Below are 23,767 nucleotides of genomic sequence, written 5' to 3'. Positions count from 1 at the left end.
GGGGCCTCAGCTCAGCGCCAGACCGCACTGAAGTTGTCCAACTGGGCCCAGGTGACGGGGTTCGTGGGGCGCCCGCCGTAGAGCCACAGCTCCCGCGCGGAGTCCGCCTCCGCCCGTGCGGTGCACACGCCGCCGCTGTTGTTGCGCGGCACACTGCCCTGGACCGCCATGCTCGGCGCCAGCGCGTCGGGCAGCGTACCGATCCGGGTGTCCGCCTCGAAGTTCCCCTTCACCCCGCCGCTGAGCTGGAGCACCGTGGTCCCCGCGATACCGATGAGCCGCCCCTGCGGCGCCCGGACATCGGCGGTCACGCCGCTCGCCAGGGGGATCGGCTGCCAGTCGGCCAGCACTTTCACCCCGTCGACCTCGGGTGCCCCGGACAGCGACAGAACGGTGCAGGTGCGCGGGCCGGGCTCCTCGCCGGCAAAGCCGAAGTGCACGTGCTGCACCCCGTTGCGCACCGATACGGCCATCCCCTCGGGCTCGCGCAGCTCCAGGCCGGGGGCGGCGGTGACGAACTGCTGGTCCAGGACGGCGCCGGTGGCCCACTCCACGGCCGTCAGGTACGCGTTGCCCGGCGGCTTGAGCGTGGCCGAATACCCGTTGCCCGCCAGCATGTACAGCACGCCGCCGAGGGAGGCGTACCCCTGGAAGGTCCCCTTCGGGTCCGGCTGGGTGATCCGGGCCAGCGGCGTCCAGTCACCGGCCCTGGCCTTGTCCAGGTCGTAGGACTCGAACATCATGCTGCCGCTCTTGAAGCGGACGATCACCCGGTTGGTCGTCGGGTCGATGGTGCAGGTCACATTGGTGGCGCCGGGGACCGGCCGGTACGGCGCTGCGAGTTGCGGAGCCCCGGAGTTGACGACCGCGCCGCTGCGGAACTCGAAGTGGGTGACGGCAGTGCCGTAGCCCTCCTTCTCCTCCTCCGGAACCCCGGCGCCCATGGGAAGGGACGCCGTCTCCGTCCACAACCGCGAGACACCGTTGTGGTGTTCGACGCCCATGGACACGCCGTGGCCGAAACCCCGCAGGTACATATGGCCCGTGATGGCGCCCGCCTGGCTGAGCCGGGTCACGGCCAAGTCGCCCGCGTACGACCGCTGCCCGCCGGTCCTGGGGCCGGACTCGCCGGGGAGGGTGAGACCGCCCTCGACGACCTGGAGGACGAAGATCTCGCCGGTGACGGGATCGATGCCGAAGGACTGCATCACCGTTGCGTTCTGCAGCCGCCGCCGGTGGAGCAGTTTGCCCACCGGACCCGATATGTCGATCTGTCCCTCGACGCTGATGCTCAACTGCGCTCCTGCCCGCTCCGCTTGCTCGCCGTACTGGCCGGGCCAGTCTTGCATCCGGTGCCGGAGAGGGATGCACCGGCATGCGCAGGGCGGGCCCGGCCGTCGCCGAGCAGAACGGCCCGGCGGGGGACAGGTCCCCGCCGGGCCGGCTGCGCGCCCGGGTTCGGTCAGCAGGCGACGGTGACCTGGTGGGTCACCGGGTTGGGGGTCCAGGGGAACGAGGCCACGCCGAAGCTGCCGCGGACCGTCGAGCCGCACGGAACGTTGCTGACCAGGCCGTGCACCTCGATGGTCGAAGCGGTGAAGATGACCCTCTTGTTCTGGGTTTCGGGCGCACCGGAGCCGACGACCTCCGAGGTCAGCGTCGTCATCAGCTCCCGCGGGGAAGGCGCGGGGCTGCCCGGGGTGGGCGGGCCGGCGAGCCCCACCGTGCCGTAGAACTCGACGGTGGTACCGGTGATCGCAGCGCACACCCGGGTGGCCAGACCCGCCTGGAGACCGGAGTTCCCGCAGGATACGACGGTCTCGGCGGTGCCGGCCGGCTGGACGGCGGCGCCGGCCGGGGCGATCGTGCACACGGCCAGTCCTGCCGCACCGACGCCGGCTGCTGCAAGAAGGGCTAAGCGGTTCATGGGAGTTCTCCTTGTTGCGGTTCCTGTTCTGATGACATGTGATATTTCACATGTCATCAGAACGTAGCATGATCGAGACCTGAACTCTTCTTGGACGCCCGGGAAAGATCAGATCGCCCCGTCGTACGGGTCGGAGACGGCGGCCAGTTGTCACAGTCCCGTCATTGAATGGCCGTCAAACAGCGGGTGATACTCGGGCCCCGCGGTGCCGCATCCGACCCGCGGGCGATCGTTCGTATTCCAGGGGGAATTGACGTGCGCACACCTCGCAAGCGGCGGACGGGAGCGGCGGCCACGGCCGCCCTCGCCGCCATCGCGCTCGCGGCGGGTCTGACCACACCCGCCGCAGCGGCCGGCCCCGCACCCGGGCCGTCCGGCGCCCTGCCGGGCCACCAGCCGGCCCGGCAGGGTTCCACCCAGCTGACCCTGATCACCGGGGACCGGGTCACCGTGAACGCCGAGGGCCGCCCGGTCGGCTTCGTCCCGGCCAAGGGCCGCGAGAAGATACCCGTCTCGGTGCGCCGCGACAACGCCCGCACCAGCCTCGTCCCGCTCGACGCCCAGCGCCTGATCGATACCGGCCGGCTCGACCCCCGGCTCTTCGACCTCACCGAGCTCAGCCGGCCCGAGTACCGCAAAGCCCGCGGCGACCGGCTGAAGCTGATCGTCCGTTACGACGGCGCGGCCCCGGCTGCCAAGTCCGCCCTGCGCTCCGCAGGCGGCCTGCCGGCCGAGCGCAGCTACCCCCTGCTCAACGCGGAAGCCGTCACCGCGACCCCCGAGAAGGCCGCCACGCTCTGGGAGGCCCTCACCGACCGCCAGGCCGGCACCGCACGCCGCGCCACCACCACCGGGATCGCCGGCGTCTGGCTCGACGGCATCCGTACGGCCCGCCTCGACAAGAGCACCCGGCAGATCGGCGCCGACCGGGCCTGGGCCGCGGGGTACGACGGCACCGGTGTGAAGATCGCCGTCCTCGACACCGGCATCGACTCCACCCACCCCGACCTCACCGGCCAGGTCCTAGCCGCCCAGGACTTCGTCAACTCCGGCAGCACCGCCGACCGTTACGGACACGGCACCCACGTCGCAGCCATCGCCGCCGGAACGGGAGCCAAGTCGGGCGGCGCCTTCAAGGGCGTCGCACCGGGCGCCAAGCTGCTCAACGGCAAGGTCCTCGACGACAACGGTTTCGGCGACGACTCCGGCATCCTGGCCGGCATCGAATGGGCCGTCGCCCAGGGCGCCCAGGTCGTCAACCTCAGCCTCGGCGGCCCCGACTGGCCCGAGATCGACCCGATCGAAGCCGCCGTCAACAAGATCTCCGCCGATCAGGGCGTGCTCTTCGCCATCGCCGCCGGCAACGACGGGCGCCATGGCCCCGGCACCATCGACTCCCCGGGCAGCGCCGACGCCGCCCTCACCGTGGGCGCCGTCAACGACACCGACGCCCTTGCCGAGTTCTCCGGCACCGGCCCCCGCCTCGGCGACGGCGCCGTCAAACCCGATGTCACCGCCCCGGGAGTGGACATCACCGCGGCCTCCGCCCCCGGCAGCGTCCTGGAAGCCCGGTACGGCCAGAAGCCGGCCGGCTACCTCACCCTCTCCGGCACCTCCATGGCCACCCCGCACGCCGCCGGCGCCGCCGCCCTGCTCAAGCAGCAGTACCCCCAGTGGACCGGCGCCCAGCTCAAAGCCGCCCTCGTCGGCTCCACCAAGCCCGGCCCGTACAGCCCCTTCCAGCAGGGCAGTGGCCGGATCGCGGTCGACAACGCGCTCGGCCAGTCGGTGATCGCCGAACCCCTTGCGCTGACCTTCGCAGGCGGACAGTGGCCGCACGAGGACGACGCCCCTGAAACCCGCAAGGTCACCTACCGCAACCTCGGCACCTCCCCGGTCACCCTGAACCTCTCCGTCACCGCCACCGGCCCCGACGGCAAGCCCGCCCCGGCCGGCTTCCTCACCTTCGCCCAACCCCGCCTCACCGTCCCCGCCGGCGGCACCGCCACCGCCGACCTCACCCTCAACACCCGCCTCGGCGGCTCCGTCAACGGCAGGTACACCGGGCACGCGCTGGCGACCACGGCCGGACAGACCGTCCGTACGGCGATCGTCGCCGAACGCGAGGTCGAGTCGTACGCGCTGACCCTCCGCCACACCGGCCGCGACGGCAAGCCCGCCACCAGCTACTACACCAGCATGAACGGGCTGACCGGACCGGCCGCCGGCAAGCAGTTCGAGAACCACGAGAACTCCGGCACCGGCACCCTCCGCCTCCCCAAGGGCCGCTACCTCCTCGACTCCCGCGTCCTCGTCAACCCCGAGGACGTCGAGGCGGGCCTCGACTGGATCTCCCAGCCCCGCCTCGACCTCACCCGCAACACCACGGTCACCATCGACGCGCGCACCGCCAAGCCGGTGACCGTCACGGTGCCCGCACCCACCGCCGTCCAGGAGTCCGTCGCCCCCGGCTACGAACTGCGGACCGGCGACACCACCTACGGCTTCGGCTGGTGGCTGAACTCCTACGACCGCCTGCGCACCCGCGCCCAGGGACCCGCGCCGGCCGCCGGCACCAGCCTGTTCCAGCAGTGGCACACCCAGTGGCAGGCCGAGGACGGCGGATACCACGCCCCGCTCGGCGGCCCCGTCAACCAGCTGGCCACCGGCTACACCCGCCATCTGAAGGACGCCGACCTGGCCACCGTGATCGTCACCCACGGCGGCTCGGCCCCCGGCAAGGAAGGCGCCGTACGGGCCGTCGGCCGCCTCCCGGGCGGTGGCACCGAGAGCGCCACGTTCACCTGGGGGACCGTCCCGAACGGGGTCAAGCTGCGCCTGTCCGCGGCCGACGGCACCAAGTGGGCCCTGTCCGCGACCCAGTACGCCGTGCACGAGGACGGCACCCAGACCGAGGAGGTCACCTACGCCGGCGACGGCGAGCGCGCCTACCAGGGCGGCCTCACCCACCAGGAGCGCTTCGGCACCGCGGTCGTCGGCCCCCGGGTGGACACCGCGGCCGGACTCGGCCTCTACCGCGAGGGCGACCGGATCCGGGGCACGCTGCCGCTGCTCGCGGACGGCGCCGGTCACAACGGCGCGAACCTCCTCGCCCAGGGCAAGACCGTGCTCTACCGCAACGGGATCGCCGCCGGCACCCGGAACACCGAGCTCCGTGACGCCGAGCCGTTCGCCGTCCCGCCCGGCGAGGCCTCGTACAAGCTGGTGGCCTCGTCCACCCAGCCCGCATCCGTCACCCGCACCTCCTCCAAGGTGACCGCGACCTGGTGGTTCCGCTCCGCCACCACCCCGGCCGGCACCCCGGCCGCGCTTCCGGCCTCGGTCGTCCGGTTCACCCCGGACATCCGTGCGGAGGGCACCGTCAACGGGGGTTACCCGCTCCGCGTGCCGGTCACCGTCCAGGGCCCGGCGGCCGGAGCGGGCCTGAAGTCCCTGACGGTGGCCGTCTCCTACGACGACGGCTACACCTGGAAGGCCCTGCCGGTCCAGGACGGCGCGGTCACCGTCCAGGGCCCGGCGGCGGGCGGCCATGTCTCCCTGCGCGGCACGGTGGTCGACACCGCGGGCAACAAGTCCGAGGTCACCGTCCTGCGCGCCTACCTCACCGACTGACCGCCGCCCCGTACGACACGGCCCGGGGCGACACCGCCCTGTACGACACGGCCCCGGAGGCACCCGCCTCCGGGGTCGTGCCGGGGCATCATGGTCCGGTGAGCATGCCCGGGCCGGCCGACGGCGGGAGCGGCGCCGCAGGGTACCTGGACATCGCCCCCACACCCCGTACGGCCGTCGTATGGCTGCCCCCGCCCCATCTGTGGCCCCCCATCCAGAGCATCCGGGCCGAACACGACCCGCAGATCCGCCGCTGGCCGCCGCACGTCAACCTGCTCTTCGGCTTCGTACCGGAATCCGAGTTCCCGGCCGCCGCTGCGCTGCTCGCCGCCGTGGCCGCGGCCGTCCAGCCGTTCGACGTGCGCCTCAGCAGAGTGCGCTCGTTTCGCCATCACGCGTACTCCACCGTGTGGCTCGATCCCGCCGCGGCCGGCCCGGGCCCCTGGACCGCTCTCCAGCGCGACCTGGCCGAACCCTTCCCCCGCTGCCGCGGACGCTCCCCGCACTTCACACCGCACCTGTCCCTGGGGCGTACGCGCGACCCGAAAGGCCTGACCGCAGAATGCGCGGCCCGACTGAGCAGCATGTCGGCGCGGGTGGACGAGGTGGTCCTGCTCTCCCGCCGTGGCGACGGCCCCATGCGGCCCCGCGTCACGATCGGCCTCGGCACGGGCGCACTGCGCCGACTCCCCGACCCCGGCACCGGCACCGGCACCGGCACCGGCCCCGAATAATCGGTTGCCTGCTGCCGAGCGCGGTGGATGCAATGTCCGGCATGGTCACCCAGCTGGAGCAGACTGACGGTTCATCCGTCCGGATCGGCGCCCTCGTCCCGCTGACCCGGCCCGGCTGGGCCGAGGCCGGCCGGCACCTGCTCGCCGGACTCGAGCTGGCCGTTCGCGAGGTCAACGACGCCGGCGGGATCGCCGGAAGGCCCCTCGAACTGGTGGTCCGCGACACCGCGGCCGATCCGCAGCGGGCCGCGGCGGCCGTGGACGAACTGGCCCGGCTGGGCGTGGCAGCCCTGGCGGGGGAATACCACAGCGTGGTCGCCCGCGCCGCCGCCACCAGGGCCGACGCCCTCGGCCTGCCGTTCCTCTGCTCGTCGGCGGTCCTCGACGCGCTCACCGAGCAGCCGACGCAATGGGTCGCCCGCCTGCCCCCGGCCCAGTCCCAGGGCTGGCGGATCTACGCGGACTTCCTCCTCCGAGCGGGCCACAGCCGTATCGCCGTGGCAGCCGAGCCGAGTGTCTACTGGGCGTCCGGGGCCCGCATCCTGCGGGACCACCTCGCTCCACGCGGCGGCACCGTCATCGAACTCGACGCGCGCTCGCTCGCCCCCGCCGCCCTGTGCGAGGAACTCGTCGGCCATCGCGCGACGGCCCTCCTGCTGCTGGCCGGCCACCCGGAGCCGGCCGTGCCGATCGTCAGGGCCGTCCGCCGCGACCGGCGCCTCGCCGAGATCATGATCGGCGCTCCGGCCGGGCAGCCGGAGTTCGGCTCGTGGGCGGAACTGCTGGGCGAGGACGGTGTCGCCATCCCCTTCCTGCGCTACCTGCCCGAGCGCCTCACCCCGCTCGGTGAACGCGTGGCGAAGGCCCTCCGGGAGCAGCTGGCCGAACCGCCCTCGTTCGTTGCCTTCGAGGGCTACGACACGATCGCCGTCCTGGCCGATGTGCTGCACACCCACGGCACGGACCGGGCGCTCACCGCCGCATCCTGGCCGCATGTCGCAGTCGAGGGCACCCGCGGGCAGATCCGGTTCTCCCGCACGCCGGGCATCAGCGTCTGGCAATGGGCCGGGGCGCCGGTCCACATCGCCGATCGAGACCCGGCGCACCCCGACCGCTTCCGTATCCTGCACTCCGGCTGAGACACCACGGAGGCCGGCGGCCCGGACCCGTCCGAGTCCGGGGCCCGCCCTACACTTCGTCATGTGCCTGACAGCAATGCACGGCATGGCACCGGAGCACTCCCACGAACGGCACCACACCCCCAAGGGAGCGATCAGCACATGACCAGGCACCAGAGCACGGGATACGACTACGACGTCGTCATCAGCGGAGCCGGCCTCGCCGGCAGCGCCGCGGCGATCCTGCTCGCCCGGCGCGGAGTCCGCGTCGCCCTGCTGGAACGCCGCTCGGACCCCGCAGCGTACAAGGTGCTCTGCACCCACTCCCTCACCGCCAACGCCTACCCGGTGCTGGACGAACTCGGCCTCGTCCCCGACCTCGAGAAGGCGGGAGCCGTCCGCAACGCGGCCCGCTGGTACACCCGTTGGGGATGGATCGAGCCGAAGGCCGCGCCTGCCGGCCCCGAGCTCCCGTACGCCTACAACGTCCGGCGCAGCACCCTCGACCCGTTGATCCGGTCCCGTGCAGCCGAGACCCCCGGTGTCGATCTGCTCCTCGGCCACCAGGTGACCGGGCTGATCGGGGAAGCCGGACGAACCGTGGGGGTGCGCGCCTCGACACCACAGGGCGAGCGTGAGATCCGGGCCCGCCTGGTGGTCGGCGCCGACGGCAAGGACTCGGACGTGGCGAAGGCCGCCGAGGTCCCCGCCCGGCAGTACGAGAACATGCGCTTCGGCTACCTCGCACACTTCCGCAGCCTTCCCCTGCGGGACGGGATCGCTCACACCTGGTTCCTCGAACCCGACATGGCGTACGCGTTCCCGAACGACGGCGGCGTGACGGTCATGGCGGTCGTCCCCGACAAGAAGCGGTTGCCGGCCTTCCGGGAGGACCTGGAGGGCAGCTTCCTCGCCTTCGTTCGCGCCCTGCCCGAGGCCCCGCCCATCGACTCCGCCGAACGCATCACGAAGATCATCGGCACGGTCAACCACCCCCTCCACAGCCGCAAGCCGACCGCACCGGGCCTTGCACTCATCGGCGACGCCGCACTGACCGGCGACCCCCTGTGGGGAGTGGGATGCGGGTGGGCCCTGCAGACCGCGCAATGGCTGGCGGAGGCGGTCGCCCCGGCCGCAACCGGCCGCGGCGACCTCGACAGGTCCCTCGCGGCGTACGCACGCACACACGGGCGCCGGCTGCGCGGCCACCAGTACCTGGCCGCCGACTTCGCCCGGGCCCGCCCGTTCAACCCGATGGAGCGGCTGATGTTCTCGGCGGCGGCACGCGATGCCTCGCTGGCGCGGCACATGCACATGTTCGGATCCCGGCTGATCGGTCCGATGCGCTTCCTGAACCCCCTGGTCCTGGCCAAGGCCTCGGCCGTTAACCTCAGGCACCGCAGGACGTGCCGTTGAAGGAGTGGGGTCATGGGGGAGTCGTCGACGACGGCCGGGTCGCCGGATGAACTGCGGCGGCATCTGGGGCTGTCGGATGCCGTGGTGATCGGCCTGGGGTCGATGATCGGCGCGGGCATCTTCGCAGCCCTGGCCCCGGCGGCGCAGGCGGCCGGATCGGGACTGCTGCTCGGTCTCGCGGCGGCTGCGGTGGTGGCGTACTGCAACGCGACGTCCTCGGCCCGGCTGGCCGCCCGCTACCCGGCCTCGGGAGGCACCTACGTCTACGGGCGGGAACGGCTGGGCGAGTTCTGGGGCTACCTCGCCGGGTGGGCCTTCGTCGTCGGCAAAACGGCGTCCTGCGCGGCCATGGCACTGACGGTCGGCTCCTATGTCTGGCCGGGACAGGCACACGCGGTGGCGGTGGCCGCCGTGGTGGCGCTGACCGCGCTGAACTACACCGGCGTACAGAAATCCGTACTGCTGACCCGCGTGATCGTCGCCCTCGTCCTGGCCGTGCTCGCCGCGGTGGTCGTCGCCGCCCTCACCTCCGGCACTGCGGACGCCGGCCGGCTGCACACCGGCTCGGACGCGACCCTCGACGGGGTCCTCCAGGCGGCGGGCCTGCTCTTCTTCGCCTTCGCCGGGTACGCGCGCATCGCCACCCTGGGTGAGGAGGTCCGCGATCCCGCGCGCACGATCCCCCGGGCGATCCGCCTCGCCCTGGGCATCACCCTCCTCGTCTACGCGGCCGTCGCCGTCGGCGTCCTGATGGTGCTGGGACCGGACGCGCTCGCCCGGGCCACGGCGCCGCTGTCGGACGCCGTCCGGGCCGCCGGGGCGGACTGGATGGTGCCGGTGGTCCGCACCGGTGCGGCGGTCGCCGCACTCGGCTCCCTGCTCGCCCTGATCCTCGGCGTCTCCCGCACCACCCTGGCGATGGCCCGCGACCGGCACCTGCCGCACGCGCTCGCCGCGGTGCACCCCCGTTTCCAGGTGCCCCACCGGGCGGAGCTGGCGGTCGGCGCCGTGGTGGCGGTACTCGCCGCGACCACGGACGTGCGGGGCGCGATCGGTTTCTCCTCCTTCGGCGTCCTCGCGTACTACGCCATCGCGAACGCCTCCGCCTGGACCCTGACGGCGGAAGAAGGCCGCCCCGCGCGCATCGTTCCCGTCCTCGGGCTGGCCGGCTGCCTGGTCCTGGCCTTCGCCCTGCCGCAGGCCTCGGTCTTCTCCGGTGCCGCGGTCCTGGCCCTGGGCGCCACGGTCTACGCCGTCCGCCGCACCCTGACGCCCCGGCCCTGACCAACGCCGCCCGCCGCAGCGGGACCGGTCACGGCCTGCCCGTCCGTCATTCGGACCAGGGTGCGGATGTGAAGTGCCGCACCAGAAGCGGTCCGAGGAGGTACTCCTCCTCGCCCGGCAGCACCACGGGCTGGTCACGCCAGTGCTCGCCGGCGTAGTCGGCCAAGTCCTCCTCGCTGCGCCAACGGCTGACGTACAGCAGGGAGTCCGGCGGCGCGAGCAGCACCTCGTGGTCCACCAGGCCCGGATAACGGCCGGGAAACCCGCGCACCGCAGAGACGATCATCTCCCGGAACGCTTCGAACCGTTCGGGACGTACCCGCGCCTCACTCACCCTGATGATCACGCTCGTCACCATGTCACACCAGTGACCCCTCCGGCTCAACTTCCGGGAAGATCCATCAGGTACGCCAGGCTGCCGGTACCCCGGTCCCGGTTCCACCAGTGGGCCAGCAGCTCCCGTACCGGCTCCTGCAGGACCGCCGTCAGCGGGCCGCCCCCGAACAGCAGCACGGTGAGCGGCGACACCACCGGGAAGACCGTCGCCAGCAGCGTGGGGGCAGCGGTCACGGCCAGCCCCGCCAGGGTCCGGTGGAACAGGCTCCGGTACGTGTCGCGCAGCGCACCGGCGTGGTCGCGGATCTCCTGCCGGGCCGCCGCGAGCCGCTCCTCGATCAGCGGCACGATCTCCGGTGACCACGGATCCGCCTGCACCGTGGACACCATATCGTGGAGGAACTCCCGGAACCGGGCCCGCTCCTCGGCGCTGCGCTCCCGGTACCGCAGGCAGTCCTCCAGCGACAGGGCCGCCAAGTCCTCGTGGGAGACGACGGAGTCGACGATCCGCCGCTCCACCAGCGCCGTCTTCTGCCCCCTGGCCGGATTCGGTTCGGCCCGCAGCCCCGGGATCACCGGAGCCAGGGAGGCCGCCGCCGCGGCCCGTGCCATGCGCAGGGACAGCAGCCGGAAGTGCGCGTCGCTGTCGGTGACCGGAACCGCGTTCTCGGCCTCGGCGATGGCGAGCGCGGTGGACGTCGCGAGGGAGGACCCGGCGACGTACGGCAGCAGGGCGGCGTACTCCCGGCCGTCGTCCGGAAGCCGGCGGCCGGGGCTCGACGTCGGCTGCGCCGCCGGATGGCCGTCGAGGTACAGCGCCATGGGATGGGCGGCGGGACCGGGGACGATATTGCCGCTGACCAGGACGCGTGCGGGGATCTGATGGGCCAGGTACTGGAACGCGGGCCCGGGAATCCGGGTGCGCAGCATGCTCCATGTCGTCGGACAGCCGTCCCGGAACAGCGCGTGGGCCCCGGTGTCGGCCAGGTCCGCGCCCAGCGCGTCGGCGATGAGCTGACCGATGGCCTGGTCCTCGACCAGCCCCGACGGGTCGACCCGCCGCATCAGACCCTCGCGCTCCAGCACCTCGTACCGGCCGCTGACGGCAGTCCACTCCCGTTCCAGCGAGGCCGCCACATCGGAGGGCAGATACGGCAGGTGTTCCTCGGCCTTGTACAGTCCGGCGCGCACCCGCGGACTCATCGGATCGACGAACAGGATCTCGTCGTACAGGAGCACGGCGCGTTTGAGCGTGGTCTCGTCGATCGTCCGGGAGAACGGGTAGTACAGCGCCCGGAACGGTTCCGGCTCGGCAGTGCTCACTCCCAGACCTCCGATTCCTCCTCCGGCGGCCCTGACGGCCCTGGCGGTTCCTGCGGGCGCGGGCCCGCGGCGGCCCCGGAGGGTGGGAACGGCACATTACCGGGGGTGTGGGCCTCCGGGGCGGGACCCGACCGGCCGGACGTGTCCAAGGCGAAGAGGAAGCCCAGTGCCCGGTAGGCCCGCACCGCAGCCATGGCGAACAGGGCCGACACCGCCAGGACCCAGCCGACCGCAGCGATCACCGCCACGGACACGGCCGCCCCGGCGAGGAACCGCAGCCCGGCCGCGATGAGCAGCCCGCCCAGCAGCACCGCGACCACGGCCGCCGCAACGCTGCGCGGCCACGCCCGGACGGCGTAACGCACCGCCCACCACGCGTGGCGGTTCGGCTCAACTCGTCGAGGACGCCGCTCCACGCTTCCCGGCATGCCCGAACGCGGCGCCCGGAAACCGGCCGCCGGGGGTGTCAGGGTGACGCCATGACCGCGAACGAACCCGACTGGAACCGGACCTTGCGCGAGCAGTGGGAGTTCCACTGGAACTTTCAGATCAGAGCCCGGCTGGAGGGCATGACCGACGAGGAGTACTTCTGGTCGCCGGTGCCGGAGGCCTGGAGCGTGCGGCCACGCGGCACCTCGACGGCGCCCGTGCAGGTCGGGGCCGGGGGCCACACCATTGACTACGCCTTCCCCCCGCCGGTCCCCGCGCCCTTCACCACGATCGCCTGGCGGCTGGGCCACGTGATCGTCGGCGTGCTCGCCGCGCGCAATGCGGCGCACTTCGGCGCGCCGGCGGCTTCGTACGAGACCTGGGAGTACGCCGACAGCGCGGCCACCGCGCTCGACCAGCTCGAGACCCAGCTCGACGTCTGGCTGGCCGGGGTGCGCAGCCTCGGCGAGGCCGGGCTCAGGGTCCCGGTCGGTGAGAAGGAGCCCTACCCCGAACTGGCCATGGCCGATCTGGTGCTGCACATCCACCGCGAGCTGATCCACCACCTGTCCGAGGTCTGCCTGCTGCGCGACCTCTACCTGCACACGAATCCCGCCACGAACGGAGGAGCCCGATGAGCCGCCCGAGCCGCCCCTTCCAGGTCACCTTCGACGCCCGCGACCCATGGGCGCTGTCGCCGAGTGCGACCGGCTCGTCGCGCTGGGAGCGGTACGGGTACGCCGCCACGAGCCCGCTCCGCCGATGAGCTCCGGCTTCATCGTGATGACCGACCCGGAGGGCAACGAGTTCTGCCTGGACTGAGCAGGTACAAATGGTGACACTCCGTGCAGTTCAGGAGCTCCTGGGGTGACTCGCCCCATAGGGTCCATGTCACATACGACCCGGCCCCGTAGGCCGCGAACCGACCCCGGGCCGCCCCCGTACCGCCGTCCGCGCACCCGGTTCCGGTCTTCCTCCGATCCTTCCTAGTAGGAGGGGACGTTGCCAGGGCTGCCGGGGCCTGGCTAACTGGTGATGTCGCCGAGGCGGCCGGGGCTCCCGCCCCCCGCCGGACGAACCCCTCTCCACCGCGTGAGTGGCTCACGCATGTCTTCGGCATGCCGCGACGGTCCTGTTCCCTACGGAAGGCTCATCCGTGTCCATTTCTGTCATCCGCCGCATCGCCACCTCCAAGAAGACCCTTGCTGGCACCGTCGTCGGTCTCGCCGCCGCCGGTTCCATGCTGGCCGCCACGGTTCCGGCTCAGGCCGCGCCGACGAGCGCCAAGGCGATCGCCCAGCAGATGATCAAGGACCCGGCCCAGTTCGCCGCCTTCGACAAGATCGTCAAGCACGAGAGTGGCTGGGACTTCACCGCCACCAACGCCTCCTCCGGCGCCTACGGCCTGATGCAGGCCCTGCCCGCCTCGAAGATGTCCTCCGCGGGCGCCGACTGGAAGACCAACCCCGCCACCCAGATCAAGTGGGGCCTGGACTACATGAACGAGCGCTACGGCTCCCCCGTCGAGGCCTGGAACTTCTGGCAGGCCAACCACTGGTACTAAGCCACCAGCGGCAACACAGCAGACACACGAAAACGCCCGGCCGGAACCCTCCGGCCGGGCGCTTTTGCATGTCCATCAGGCGCGGGAGCTCTGGCCGCCCGGTCCGGACCGGTCCGCGGCGGTGTCGGTGTCGGGGTCGGTGTACAGGGCGGCGTACTCCTCGGTGGGCGGGACGACGGTGATGACGTCGATCAGCACCCCGTCGGGGGCGGCGAGGATGAAGTGGCGCTGGCCGAAGTCCTCCGTACGCAGCGGCAGCACCTCGGGCAGGCCGGCCTCCACAACGAGCCGCTGGTGCTCGCGGTCCACATCGTCCACCTCGAAGTTCAGCAGCAGGCCGCCCCGGAGCGCGGCCCGGTGGCCCTCGGGGACGGTCGGGTGGGCGTGGTCCAGGAGGGCCAGTTCATACTGCGGGGCGTCGGGGCGGCGCAGACTGACGTACCAGTCCGCCTCGAAGGTCACCTCGAACCCGAGGTGACGGGTGTAGAACTCGCGGGAGGCGGCCACGTCCCTGGTCGCGAGCACCGGGTAGAAGCCGCTGAGCGTGGTCGTGGTCGTGGTCGTGAGCTCGTTCGTCATGGCAGAGGTCCTCCCGATCCATTTCGCATACCCGGGGTATGCGAATCATGGCGTTAGCATACCCCGGGTACGCGAAACGGAAAGGGCGGTGCGCGCGATGGCGGTCAACCGGGCGGAGCAGCGGGCGGCCACACGGCAGGCACTGCTGGCCGAAGGGCGGCGCCGGTTCGCCGCCGACGGCTATCACCACGTGGTACTGGCCGAAGTGGCGCGGGCCGCCGGGGTCACCAAGGGAGCCGCCTACCACCACTTCGACAGCAAAGCGGGGCTCTTCCGAGCCGTGGTCGCCGAGGTCCAGCAGGAACTGGGCGAGCGGGTCGCGACCGCGGCCGAGCAGTACGAGGACCTCTGGGAGCAGCTCCGGGCCGGCTGCCGGACCTTCCTGGCCGCCGGAACCGACCCGGCGGTGCGCCAGGTCCTGCTGGTCGACGCGCCGACCGTACTGGGCTGGGACGAGTGGCGGGCCCTGGACGAGGAATCCTCCGCCCGGCACCTCACAGAGGCCCTGGCGGCGCTCGCCGCAGCCGGGATCATCGCCGATCAGCCGGTGGAGCCCCTGGCCCGGCTCCTCTCGGGGGCAATGAACGAGGCCGCGCTCTGGATCGCGCGCGGCGGCGACCCGCAGGCCACGGAACAGGCCCTCGACCGCCTCCTGTCAGGCCTGCGCACCCCGGCCTGACCTTGTGCGGCGAGTGGAACGTCCTCGGCGGCAGCCGCCGCCTGACCCCTCGTACGGCCGCACCGCCATCAGTCGGACACGCCTGGGCCGTTGGAGTGAGTACGTCTGACGGGTGGCGGCCGGCAGGGCAGACATGTGCGCATCCGAACCGAGGCACTCGGAGGAAGCACTGATGTGCAGTCCACCGAGCCTGAAAAGGGGCGCGCATGCTGGAGCCGGGGTTGGCAGTGTCCGGACCGGGGAAACACGATGGTGCCCCGCCTACGGCCCGCGCGCGAGCCGGAGCCGCGGAGACCGTCCTCGAACGGGTTCTTGACTCGCGGCTGCGTCAGGCCCGAGACACCGATGAGGTGTTCGCCCGCGACGTGGCGGAACGCGTGGTCGCGTTCGTCCGGCAGGGTGGCAAGCGGCTGCGTACGGCGTTTGCCTGGTGTGGCTGGCGTGCCGCAGGGGGGTCGGGTGACGCCACCGAGGTCCTGCGTGTGGGGGCCGCCCTCGAACTGCTCCAGGCGTGCGCTCTGATACACGACGACCTGATGGACGGATCGGTGCTGCGCCGCGGCGCGCCGGCGGTGCACGTCGACCTCGCCCGAACGCATCGGGAGGCCGCGATGAGCGGCTCTGCGGAGTCGTTCGGGACCTCGGGCGCCCTGCTCGCCGGGGATCTGGCGCTGGCCTGGGCGGACGATCTGCTGGCGGAGACCGCGCTCGGCTCGCCGTGCGGCCCGCGGCTGTACGGCGAGTGGCGCGCGATGCGCACCGAGATGGTCGCCGGGCAGTACCGCGATCTCCACGCGCAGGCGAGCGGCTCGTCCGGTGTCGACGAGGCCCTGACCATCGCCACCCTCAAGAGCGCCCAGTACACCGCCGCACGGCCGCTGGGGCTCGGGGCATCGCTGGCCGGAGCGGACGACAGCACGCTGAGCGCGCTGCACGCCGCGGGCCGGTGTGCCGGGATCGCCTTCCAGCTCCGTGACGATCTCCTGGGTGCCTTCGGCGACCCGGCGCTGACCGGCAAGCCGACGGACGACGACCTGCACTCTCGCAAGCCGACCTATCTCCTCGCCGTCGCGCTCCGGCTCGCCGACACCACCGGGGACCACGACGCCGCGGCCGTCCTGGCACCGCGGGCGGACTCACGGACGGAGCCCGTCGAGCCGATGCGGGAGGCGCTGGAGCGGACAGGTGCCCGGGCTGCCGCGGAGGCGAAGATCGGGGAGTTGGCCACGGCCGCTCTGCGGCATTTCGACGCGATGGGTGCTGACGCCGCCGCCCGGCGGGAGTTCGCCGCGCTGCTGGAGCGGGCCACGGGCCATGTCGGTGCGCCTCAAACCGGGGAGCGGGTATGAGGACGGTGGCGGGGCGGACCGATCACGTCGTCGTGGTGGGAGCGGGCCTGTCCGGCCTGGCGTGCGTACTGCACCTGCTGGGCGCGGGCCGGCGGGTCACGCTCGTGGAACGGGACGCCGGGCCGGGCGGCCGGGCCGGCCGGACGCGGCTCGGCGGATACCTGGTGGACACCGGTCCGACGGTGCTGACGATGCCGCACCTGGCGGACGAGGCCTTCGCGGCCGTCGGCGACAGCCTCGACCGCCGTCTCACGCTGGTTGCCCTGCACCCCGCCTACCGGGCGGGCTTCGCGGACGGGACCTGGCTCGACGTGCACACCGACGCCGAAGCCATGGAAGCGGAGGTGCGGCGGTTCGCCGGACCGGCCGAGGCGGCCGGCTACCGCCGGCTGCGCGACTGGCTCACACGGCTGTACCGGACACAGATGCGTCGTTTCATCGACACCAACTTCGACTCCCCCTTCGCACTCGTGCACCCGGACCTGGCCCGCCTGGCCGCCCTCGGCGGCTTCGGCCGGCTGGACGGCAGGATCGCCCGCTTCCTCTCCGACGACCGGCTGCGCCGCGTCTTCACCTTCCAGGCCCTCTACGCCGGCGTGGCCCCGGCCCGGGCTCTGGCCGCCTACGCGGTGATCTCCTACATGGACACCGTGGCCGGCGTCTGGTTCCCCCAAGGCGGCATGCACGCCCTGCCCCGGGCGATGGCCGACGCCGCGGCCGACGCCGGTGCCGAGCTCCGGTGGTCGGCCGAGGTGACGGCCCTGGAACGCCAGGCGGGCCGGGTGCGTGCCGTCCTGCTCGCCTCGGGCGAGCGCATCTCCTGCGACACGGTGGTGCTGGCCTGCGACCTCTCCGCCGCCCACCGGCTTCTGGGGCGGGCGCCCCGGCGCCCGGTCCCGCTGCGGCATTCACCGTCCGCGGTGATCCTGCACGCCGGGACGGACCGCACCTGGCCCCAGCTGGCCCACCACACGCTCTCCTTCGGTGACGCCTGGGAGCGCACCTTCGAGGAACTGACCCGTTCGGGGATGCTGATGAGCGATCCGTCCCTGCTGATCACCCGCCCGACGACGCACGACCCTTCACTGGCACCGCCGGGCCGCCATCTCCACTACGTCCTCGCGCCCTGCCCGAACACCGCCGTCGGCCCTTCCGCCGCCGCGTGGCGGGACCTGGGACCGCGCTACCGCGACAGCCTGCTGGCCGAGCTGGAGCGCCGCGGCCTCGATGGGCTTGCGGACAGCATCGAGCAGGAGTCGCTGGTGACCCCCGCGGACTGGACGGCCCAGGGCCACGCGGCGGGCAGCCCCTTCTCCCTCGCCCACACCTTCGCCCAGACCGGGCCCTTCCGGCCGCGCAACCTGGTCCGCGGGCTGGACAACGTGGTGCTGGCCGGCTGCGGGACCACCCCCGGCGTCGGCGTCCCGACCGTGCTCGTCAGCGGCAAACTCGCCGCCGCGCGCATCACCGGCGGCACCGGCCGCGGCATCCGGCCCGGCACGGACACCGATGACCCTCCCGCTCGCCCCGGCAGCATCACCCGCCCCGACCCCGACCACCCCAGGTGCCCATGACCCGTCGTGAGCTGGACGCCGCCGGGATCACCGATCCCGCTCTGCGCGCCGCGTACACCCGTTGCCGGCAGCTCAACGCCCGCCACGGTCGCAGCTACTTCCTGGCCACCCGCCTCCTGCCGCTCGAACGCCGATCGGCCGTCCACGCGCTCTACGGATTCGCCCGCTGGGCCGACGACATCGTCGACGACCTCGCCCGGCACCACGCACCGGGCGAGCGCGACCGGCGGCTGAAGCGGCTGGAGAGCGATCTCAAGCACGGACTGCGCACCGGCCACGGCGAGGAACCGGTGGTGCATGCCGTGGCCGACACCGCCGCCCGGTACGACATCGAAGCCGCGCTGTTCGCCGACTTCCTGGCCTCGATGCGCGCCGACCTGACGGTCACGGACTATCCGACCTACGCCGACCTGCGGGCCTACATGCACGGCTCGGCCGCCGTGATCGGCCTCCAGATGCTGCCCGTGCTGGGCACGGTCGTGCCACGCGAGGAGGCCGCCCCGCACGCCGCCGCCCTCGGAGTGGCGTTCCAGCTGACCAACTTCCTGCGGGACGTCGGAGAGGACCTGGACCGAGGCCGCGTGTACCTGCCGGCGGACCTGCTCGCCGGCCACGGCGTGGACCGGTCGCTTCTGACCTGGAGCCGCCGCACCGGGCGCCGCGACCCCCGTATCCGTGCCGCGCTCGCCGCCGCCGAGACCATGACCAGACAGGTGTACCGGACGGCGGAACCGGGCATCGGCATGCTCGACCCACGGGTACGCCCGTGCATCCGCACCGCGTTCAGGCTGTACGGCGGCATCCTCGACGCGATCGCTCGGGACGACTACACCGTGCTGCACCGGCGCGCGGTGGTCTCCCACGGCCGGCGGGCCGCCATCGCCGGGGCCGGCGTCCTCCAGGTGGCCGCCGCACGGTGGCGGGCCCGCGCCCCGCATCCGCCTCCCCTGGCAGCCGGCGCGGGCGGTTCGGACGGTTCGGCACTGGAGCGGAAGGGGCCCGGGCGGTGAACGACCGAAACGACGGGGCACGCTGGACGGCCCCACTGCGCCGACGGCGCGGCCCGGACTGGGCGCGGCAGGCGCCGACCTGGCGCCAGGCCCGCCCCGCACTGATCGCCGACGCCCTGAAACGGGCATCCACCCGGCCCTCCGGCAACTGGTTCGTGGCCGGTGCCTCCCAGGACGTGCCGGCCGACGGGCGCCCCGCCGGCCGGACCATCGGCGGTACCGAGGTGGTGTTGTGGCGCGCGCGGGACGGCGCACCGCACGCGGGTCCGGGTGCCTGCCCGCATCTCGGTGCCCCACTGAGGGACAGCCGGGTGGTGTGCGGGACGCTGGTGTGCCACTGGCACGGGCTCGCCCTGGACGGCTCGGCGTTCGCCGGCTGGACGCCGTACCCCGTCCACGACGACGGACTGCTGGTGTGGGTACGGCTGGACGCGGTCGGCGGTGAGGAGCCCTCGGAGCACCCAGTGATCCCGGCCCGCCCCGCGCCGGGTACCGCGGTGGCCGCCGTGTTCACGGCGGCCGGGCGGTGCGAACCGCAGGACGTCGTGGCCAACCGGCTCGATCCCTGGCACGGGTCCTGGCTGCACCCGTACTCGTTCGTCGATCTGACGGTCGTGCGCGAGCCGCGAGGCGAGGAAGACGACACCTTCGTCGTCGACGTCTCCTTCCGGGTGGCGGGCCGTCTGGTGGTGCCGGTCCGGGCGGAGTTCACCGCGCCGGAGCCACGCACCGTCCTCATGCGGATCACCGAGGGCGAGGGGGCGGGCTCGGTGGTGGAGACCCATGCCACACCGCTGACCGCCGCGACCGACGCACGGCCGCGGACGGCCGTGGTCGAGGCGGTGGTCGCCACCTCCGGCCGGCGCGGATTCGCCCTGGCCCGCGCCGCCGCCCCCGTACTGCGCCCCCTGATGCGGTTCACGGCCGGCCGCCTCTGGCGTGACGACCTGGCCTACGCCGAGCGGCGCCGGGCACTGCGCGCCACCGGACGGTTCCCCGGCTGAGCTCCCGACGCCGGATGCCGCGATCGGGGGCATGGCGGGGTCACCGGAGGGGCCGGCGCTCCGCGAGCGCGCCGATGGCCCGCAGCAGCGGGGACCGGCCCGCCCGCGGGACCGTCCACAGCACCTGGCCCCGGACGCCCCACCCGGCCAGCAGGGCGTTGGCGGCCAGGAAGCCGGTGGTGGCCGCCCGCTCCATCAGGGCGACGGGCAGGTCGCAGCGCACCGTGTCCCCGGCCAGCGTCAGCCACGGATGCGGGGTGCGTACGGTCGGGCGCCGGTGATGGGTGCCGACCGCGAAGAGCGGGCAGTCCGAGCGCCACTCGTGCCGGGCGTCCACGACGCGCGCCCGGCGGGTCTCGGGGTACACCTGCCGCATGCGGGCGAGCAGTTCCTCCCGCACGGTGACCTGGTCCGGGCCGGCGGCGTAGGCGTGGAGTTCCACCACCGAGCCCCCGGTGCGGGCGGCCCAGCGGGCGGCCTCGCCCTCGTAGCGGTCGAGGACGCTGACGTTGTCGAGGCAGCCGTAGCCGCTGGTGCCCAGGAATCCGGGGCGCTCGGCGTGGACCGGCCGGTCCAGCCACAGCCGGGAGACGAGGAACGGCGGGGCGGTGCGCAGGGCGGCGATGTCCTCCCGCCAGGGTGCGCTGCCCAGGCGGGGCGAGGTGGCGACGAGCTGCCGGAGACCCCCGGTGTCCAGGGCGAGGACGACCGCGTGGTGCCGGTCGGGGCCGGTTCGGGTACGCACCTGGGCTCCGCCGTCTTCGACGGGGCTGATGTCGTGCACCGGCGTTCCTGTGCGTACGTCCACACCGAGGCGCTGAAGGTAGTCGGCGAGCGGGTCCCACAGGGCCTGGGGGAAGGGATCGCTCGGCACGTCGAAGAGCAGGCCCTCGGCCGAGCCGAGGAAGTAGATGTGGAACATCAGCAAAAGTTCCGCGGCGGAGAGTTCGCGTGGGTCGGCGAAGAAGCTGCGCGAGAACACCTCGAACGCCAGGTGGTGTGCCGCCTCGGGGAAGCGGACACGCTCCAGGAAGGCGGTGGCACTGACCTCGTCGAAGCGTGCGTACACGTCGGGTACCCGCACATCGAGGAGCGGCAGCGCCGCCCGGGCGTCCATGGCCGTGAGGTCGCGCCAGCCGAAGCTGGGGCTCAGCGCGACGAAGCCGAGGGCACTGAACGGAGGCGTGCGCGGGACGCGGGCGAAGCTGTCGGTGAGGCCGCCGCTGTGCTGCAAGGGGTAGTCGGGCAGCGCGGTGAGGCGGGCCAGGGCGGGGTCGGTCCGCCGCAGCAGGCCGCGCAGGTTGTAGTACTGGCGGAAGAAGGCGTGGAAGCCGCGGGTCATGGTCACCGCGGATCCGTCGGCCAGTCGGGTCCGGTGGCCGGCGAGACGGCCGCCGAGGGACTCCTCCCGTTCGTAGAGGGTCACGCGGGCGCCGCGTTCGGCCAGCCCGGTGGCCGCGGCGAGACCGGCGATGCCGCCTCCCACCACGGCGACCGACGGCGCATCCCCGCGCTCGAACCGGTGTCGGCCGGCCGCCGGCAGCAGGACTTCGGCTTTGCGGTCGCGGCCCCGGCGGCCGGGCCGGGCGCTCATCGGGCGGCCTCCGCCGGGGCGGTGGCGCGGTTCGCGAGGAAGGTGTGCGTGATGCCGGTCTGCCATCCCGCGACGGGAAGGGCGCGCGCAGCGGCGAACCCGGCGCGCGTCAGCCGGTCGGTGAACGCGGGGGCGGTGTCGAAGGTGAGGACGCTGTGCCACAGGTGGCGGTAGAGGTCCCGGTCGCCGGTGAGCGTGCCGGCCGGGATGATCACCGCCTGGCAGACGGCCGTCCACAGAGCGCGGTGCACGGGCGAACCGCCGAGGCTGTACTCGTGGACGGCCAGCCGCCCGCCCGGCCGCAGCAGGGCCCGCACCGTCCCGAGGACCCGGTCGGGGTCGGTGACATTACGGAACAGGTAGGCGGCGAAGACCGCGTCGAAGGGACCCTCGCCGGCCGTGGCCAGTCCCTCGGCGTTCAGCTGCCGGAACCGCACCCGGGCGGGCCACGGCTTGGTCAGGGCCCGCTCCAGCATCCCCGCGGAGGCGTCCACGGCGGTGATCCGGGCCCGGGGCGCGGCCCGCAGCAGGGCCCGGGTGGAAGCGCCGGTGCCGCAGCCGAGATCGAGGACCCGCAGTCCGGCCCCGTCGTGGGGCAGTCGCAGTCGGCGCGCCGAGCGCAGCAGGCCGGTGCGGTATCCCGGGTTGAGCGCCGTGAGACGGTCATAGGTACGGGACGCGTGGTCGAAGGCGTGTACGAGGTCCTGGTCGCGCAGTACGGTCATCGGCGGCTCTCTCCGGCTGGTGGGGCGGGGTGCGGGCGGCGGCGCAGGAAGGGCAGTTCGAGTGCGGTGCGGAGCATCGGGCCCACCGGGGTGCTCAGTCCGATGCCCCACTCCTCCCGGAGCGAGGTGGCGCCGTCGAGGAAGCGCAGCAGACGCTCCGCCGGCGTACGGCGGAACAGGTCGGCGAAGAACTCGGGTCCGTCGATCCGCCCGGTGTCCAGGGCGCGCAGGACGACCGCGTCCATGGCGAGCGCCCGCCGCCCGTGCGGCGGGGGTACGGTGGCGCGGCCCTCGTGCAGGGCGGCGGCGATGGCCCGGCTGTGCCGCTGCACCGCAGCGAAGGTATAGCCGGTGGCCGGACGGGTCGCACCGCCCGCCGTCCCGATCCGGAACACCGACTTCCCGGTCCGCCGGGGGAACCGGCCGTCGGTCATCGGGATGACCCCCTGTTCGGCGGTCTCGACGGTGTACGCGCCCAAGCCCAGGATCTCGCGGGCGTAGTGGCCGAGCGCCGCCTCGTACGCGTCGGTGGTCAGCGGGGTACGGGAGAACTCGGTGTACTCCACGAGCGCGCGGTCGGCGGCCAGCGGGAGGACGTAGCCGAAGGCGAGCCCGCGCGGGGGCTGTGGCACACGGAAGTCCATCAGATCGGCGACCGCGGGGTCGAACCGCTCGGTACCGGTCCGCACGAACCAGCCGCGGAAGTGCTGGAACAGCTGCGTCCGGGCGGGCGGCAGAACGCGCGGGGGCCTGGAGTCGAACACGTGCCGGGCGCGCAGCGTCAGGGGCCGGCCGTCCGGGGGCGTGCACCGCACCTCTGCGCCCCCGGGGACCTCGCGAACGGCGTCCGCGGTCGCGCGCAGGACCCGTCCGCCGGAGGAGCCCGCCAGCCGCGCGTGCACCAGCCCTTCGAACGCCGCGGAGCGCACCATCCGGTAGCGCAGCGGGGCCGGATCGACCGTGAGGGCGCTGCCGTCCCGGCGGTGGATCCGCAGCAGGGGCCAGGAGGCGGTGACCGCCTCGTCGAGGTCGCTGCCGCCCTCGTCCCAGAAGCACCAGGTCCGCTCGGCCGCGCGCAGGGGGCCGTCGGGTGGCTCCACCACGGTCACGGTCGCGGCGCCGATCCCGACGATCCGGTGGGCGAGGCTGAGACCGGCGGCGCCGCCCCCGATGACCACCACGTCGGACATGTCCTCGGCCCGCCGGCTCACCGTGCCCGCCCTCGGGCGACGGGCCCGCCGCCCGGGGCGATGCGCACGAACCCGGAATCCGCCGCGCGACACCCGTCGCGGACCCGAGGCGGCGGCGGAGCCAGGCCCGCCACGCCGGGATCGGCGCTGATCGCGCCGCCGAGGGAGCCGTTGGCAGCGGCCACCCGGACACGCACGCTGTAGATGTCCACGTTCCGCTCCAGCTCAGGTAAGCCCACGACCCTGACCCGCCCGCGTGTCACTTCGATTCGGCGGGCGAGTCCGGATGCGGTCGATCA

The 23,767-nt window shown here is 73.2% G+C and carries 21 protein-coding genes and 1 pseudogene; 13 read left to right on the top strand and 9 right to left on the bottom strand.

Annotation, left to right across the window (positions count from 1 at the left end):
- Positions 1 to 11: 11 nt before the first annotated feature.
- Both DEJ50_RS00985 and DEJ50_RS00980 read right to left on the bottom strand, forming a co-directional pair.
- Entirely contained in the window at positions 12 to 1,295 is a 1,284-nt protein-coding gene (locus DEJ50_RS00985; protein ID WP_150205513.1) for a hypothetical protein, read from the bottom strand.
- A 167-nt stretch (positions 1,296 to 1,462) separates the two neighbouring features.
- Positions 1,463 to 1,927, bottom strand: coding sequence for a hypothetical protein (locus tag DEJ50_RS00980; RefSeq protein WP_150205512.1), 465 nt, complete (start codon positions 1,925 to 1,927; stop codon positions 1,463 to 1,465).
- A gap of 255 nt (positions 1,928 to 2,182) precedes the next feature.
- Here DEJ50_RS00980 and DEJ50_RS00975 point away from each other — a divergent pair, with 255 nt between their 5' ends.
- From DEJ50_RS00975 to DEJ50_RS00955, 5 genes are all read left to right on the top strand, one after another.
- Positions 2,183 to 5,560: a S8 family peptidase gene (locus DEJ50_RS00975; protein ID WP_223837503.1), complete on the top strand. Its 3,378-nt coding sequence runs from the start codon at positions 2,183 to 2,185 to the stop codon at positions 5,558 to 5,560.
- A 104-nt stretch (positions 5,561 to 5,664) separates the two neighbouring features.
- Complete coding sequence (locus tag DEJ50_RS00970; RefSeq protein ID WP_150211799.1) at positions 5,665 to 6,294, top strand: 2'-5' RNA ligase family protein; 630 nt, start codon at positions 5,665 to 5,667, stop codon at positions 6,292 to 6,294.
- 41 nt (positions 6,295 to 6,335) lie between these two features.
- A complete protein-coding gene (locus DEJ50_RS00965; protein WP_223837502.1) occupies positions 6,336 to 7,433 on the top strand; it encodes an ABC transporter substrate-binding protein in 1,098 nt (365 codons plus the stop codon).
- 141 nt (positions 7,434 to 7,574) lie between these two features.
- Positions 7,575 to 8,828 carry an NAD(P)/FAD-dependent oxidoreductase gene (locus tag DEJ50_RS00960; RefSeq protein WP_150205509.1) on the top strand — a complete coding sequence of 418 codons (1,254 nt, stop codon included), beginning with the start codon at positions 7,575 to 7,577 and terminating at the stop codon, positions 8,826 to 8,828.
- 12 nt (positions 8,829 to 8,840) lie between these two features.
- A complete protein-coding gene (locus DEJ50_RS00955) occupies positions 8,841 to 10,112 on the top strand; it encodes an APC family permease (protein ID WP_150205508.1) in 1,272 nt (423 codons plus the stop codon).
- A gap of 46 nt (positions 10,113 to 10,158) precedes the next feature.
- On the opposite strand, the gene DEJ50_RS00950 is transcribed toward DEJ50_RS00955, so the two are convergent.
- From DEJ50_RS00950 to DEJ50_RS00940, 3 genes are read right to left on the bottom strand one after another with little or no spacing between them, the layout of a single operon-like run.
- Entirely contained in the window at positions 10,159 to 10,470 is a 312-nt protein-coding gene (locus DEJ50_RS00950) for an antibiotic biosynthesis monooxygenase (protein WP_150205507.1), read from the bottom strand.
- A gap of 23 nt (positions 10,471 to 10,493) precedes the next feature.
- Positions 10,494 to 11,771, bottom strand: a complete 1,278-nt coding sequence (locus DEJ50_RS00945; RefSeq protein WP_150205506.1) for a hypothetical protein — start codon at positions 11,769 to 11,771, stop codon at positions 10,494 to 10,496.
- The gene (locus DEJ50_RS00940) at positions 11,768 to 12,136 is read right to left on the bottom strand and encodes a hypothetical protein (protein ID WP_150205505.1); all 369 of its coding nucleotides are present in this window, start codon (positions 12,134 to 12,136) and stop codon (positions 11,768 to 11,770) included. Before DEJ50_RS00940 ends, DEJ50_RS00945 begins: the two co-directional genes overlap by 4 nt.
- Positions 12,137 to 12,250: 114 nt before the next feature.
- Here DEJ50_RS00940 and DEJ50_RS00935 point away from each other — a divergent pair, with 114 nt between their 5' ends.
- The 3 genes and pseudogenes from DEJ50_RS00935 (at position 12,251) to DEJ50_RS00925 (ending at position 13,764) form a co-directional block, all read left to right on the top strand.
- Positions 12,251 to 12,838 (top strand): DinB family protein, encoded by a 588-nt coding sequence (locus DEJ50_RS00935; RefSeq protein ID WP_150205504.1) that lies wholly within the window; start codon positions 12,251 to 12,253, stop codon positions 12,836 to 12,838.
- A 55-nt stretch (positions 12,839 to 12,893) separates the two neighbouring features.
- A pseudogene (locus tag DEJ50_RS00930) lies at positions 12,894 to 13,022 on the top strand (VOC family protein); the annotation flags it as partial.
- A 334-nt stretch (positions 13,023 to 13,356) separates the two neighbouring features.
- The gene (locus tag DEJ50_RS00925; RefSeq protein ID WP_150205503.1) at positions 13,357 to 13,764 is read left to right on the top strand and encodes a transglycosylase SLT domain-containing protein; all 408 of its coding nucleotides are present in this window, start codon (positions 13,357 to 13,359) and stop codon (positions 13,762 to 13,764) included.
- Between the two features lie 75 nt (positions 13,765 to 13,839).
- Here DEJ50_RS00925 and DEJ50_RS00920 read toward each other — a convergent pair whose 3' ends face one another.
- Positions 13,840 to 14,343, bottom strand: coding sequence for a VOC family protein (locus DEJ50_RS00920; RefSeq protein WP_223837501.1), 504 nt, complete (start codon positions 14,341 to 14,343; stop codon positions 13,840 to 13,842).
- A gap of 97 nt (positions 14,344 to 14,440) precedes the next feature.
- Here DEJ50_RS00920 and DEJ50_RS00915 point away from each other — a divergent pair, with 97 nt between their 5' ends.
- From DEJ50_RS00915 to DEJ50_RS00895, 5 genes are all read left to right on the top strand, one after another.
- A complete protein-coding gene (locus tag DEJ50_RS00915) occupies positions 14,441 to 15,022 on the top strand; it encodes a TetR/AcrR family transcriptional regulator (protein WP_150211798.1) in 582 nt (193 codons plus the stop codon).
- 206 nt (positions 15,023 to 15,228) lie between these two features.
- Positions 15,229 to 16,371 (top strand): polyprenyl synthetase family protein, encoded by a 1,143-nt coding sequence (locus DEJ50_RS00910; RefSeq protein ID WP_150205502.1) that lies wholly within the window; start codon positions 15,229 to 15,231, stop codon positions 16,369 to 16,371.
- The gene (gene crtI, locus DEJ50_RS00905) at positions 16,368 to 17,945 is read left to right on the top strand and encodes a phytoene desaturase family protein (protein ID WP_150205501.1); all 1,578 of its coding nucleotides are present in this window, start codon (positions 16,368 to 16,370) and stop codon (positions 17,943 to 17,945) included. The genes DEJ50_RS00910 and crtI overlap by 4 nt, the downstream gene beginning before the upstream one ends.
- Positions 17,942 to 18,955: a phytoene/squalene synthase family protein gene (locus DEJ50_RS00900; protein ID WP_150205500.1), complete on the top strand. Its 1,014-nt coding sequence runs from the start codon at positions 17,942 to 17,944 to the stop codon at positions 18,953 to 18,955. The genes crtI and DEJ50_RS00900 overlap by 4 nt, the downstream gene beginning before the upstream one ends.
- Positions 18,952 to 19,959 (top strand): DUF5914 domain-containing protein, encoded by a 1,008-nt coding sequence (locus DEJ50_RS00895; protein ID WP_150205499.1) that lies wholly within the window; start codon positions 18,952 to 18,954, stop codon positions 19,957 to 19,959. Before DEJ50_RS00900 ends, DEJ50_RS00895 begins: the two co-directional genes overlap by 4 nt.
- 40 nt (positions 19,960 to 19,999) lie before the next feature.
- On the opposite strand, the gene DEJ50_RS00890 is transcribed toward DEJ50_RS00895, so the two are convergent.
- The 3 genes from DEJ50_RS00890 to DEJ50_RS00880 are packed head-to-tail and all read right to left on the bottom strand — an operon-like array spanning position 20,000 to position 23,468.
- Complete coding sequence (locus DEJ50_RS00890; protein ID WP_150205498.1) at positions 20,000 to 21,553, bottom strand: FAD-dependent oxidoreductase; 1,554 nt, start codon at positions 21,551 to 21,553, stop codon at positions 20,000 to 20,002.
- Entirely contained in the window at positions 21,550 to 22,278 is a 729-nt protein-coding gene (locus DEJ50_RS00885; RefSeq protein WP_150205497.1) for a class I SAM-dependent methyltransferase, read from the bottom strand. Before DEJ50_RS00885 ends, DEJ50_RS00890 begins: the two co-directional genes overlap by 4 nt.
- Positions 22,275 to 23,468, bottom strand: coding sequence for a lycopene cyclase family protein (locus DEJ50_RS00880; protein WP_150211797.1), 1,194 nt, complete (start codon positions 23,466 to 23,468; stop codon positions 22,275 to 22,277). The genes DEJ50_RS00885 and DEJ50_RS00880 overlap by 4 nt, the downstream gene beginning before the upstream one ends.
- Positions 23,469 to 23,767 lie beyond the last annotated feature (299 nt).

This window comes from Streptomyces venezuelae, from assembly GCF_008642295.1.
In the GTDB taxonomy this organism is placed as follows: domain Bacteria; phylum Actinomycetota; class Actinomycetes; order Streptomycetales; family Streptomycetaceae; genus Streptomyces; species Streptomyces venezuelae_C.
Note: the sequence above shows the minus strand (reverse complement) of the source record. Positions and strands in the feature narration are given on the sequence as shown.

Coding starts and splice junctions, on each gene's coding strand:
- DEJ50_RS00980 (WP_150205512.1), bottom strand. CDS start 1,927: ATGAACCGCTTAGCCCTTCTTGCAGCAGCCGGCGTCGGTGCGGCAGGA.
- DEJ50_RS00970 (WP_150211799.1), top strand. CDS start 5,665: ATGCCCGGGCCGGCCGACGGCGGGAGCGGCGCCGCAGGGTACCTGGAC.
- DEJ50_RS00965 (WP_223837502.1), top strand. CDS start 6,336: ATGGTCACCCAGCTGGAGCAGACTGACGGTTCATCCGTCCGGATCGGC.
- DEJ50_RS00960 (WP_150205509.1), top strand. CDS start 7,575: ATGACCAGGCACCAGAGCACGGGATACGACTACGACGTCGTCATCAGC.
- DEJ50_RS00955 (WP_150205508.1), top strand. CDS start 8,841: ATGGGGGAGTCGTCGACGACGGCCGGGTCGCCGGATGAACTGCGGCGG.
- DEJ50_RS00950 (WP_150205507.1), bottom strand. CDS start 10,470: ATGGTGACGAGCGTGATCATCAGGGTGAGTGAGGCGCGGGTACGTCCC.
- DEJ50_RS00935 (WP_150205504.1), top strand. CDS start 12,251: ATGACCGCGAACGAACCCGACTGGAACCGGACCTTGCGCGAGCAGTGG.
- DEJ50_RS00920 (WP_223837501.1), bottom strand. CDS start 14,343: ATGACGAACGAGCTCACGACCACGACCACGACCACGCTCAGCGGCTTC.
- DEJ50_RS00915 (WP_150211798.1), top strand. CDS start 14,441: ATGGCGGTCAACCGGGCGGAGCAGCGGGCGGCCACACGGCAGGCACTG.
- DEJ50_RS00910 (WP_150205502.1), top strand. CDS start 15,229: ATGCTGGAGCCGGGGTTGGCAGTGTCCGGACCGGGGAAACACGATGGT.
- crtI (WP_150205501.1), top strand. CDS start 16,368: ATGAGGACGGTGGCGGGGCGGACCGATCACGTCGTCGTGGTGGGAGCG.
- DEJ50_RS00900 (WP_150205500.1), top strand. CDS start 17,942: ATGACCCGTCGTGAGCTGGACGCCGCCGGGATCACCGATCCCGCTCTG.
- DEJ50_RS00890 (WP_150205498.1), bottom strand. CDS start 21,553: ATGAGCGCCCGGCCCGGCCGCCGGGGCCGCGACCGCAAAGCCGAAGTC.
- DEJ50_RS00885 (WP_150205497.1), bottom strand. CDS start 22,278: ATGACCGTACTGCGCGACCAGGACCTCGTACACGCCTTCGACCACGCG.
- DEJ50_RS00880 (WP_150211797.1), bottom strand. CDS start 23,468: ATGTCCGACGTGGTGGTCATCGGGGGCGGCGCCGCCGGTCTCAGCCTC.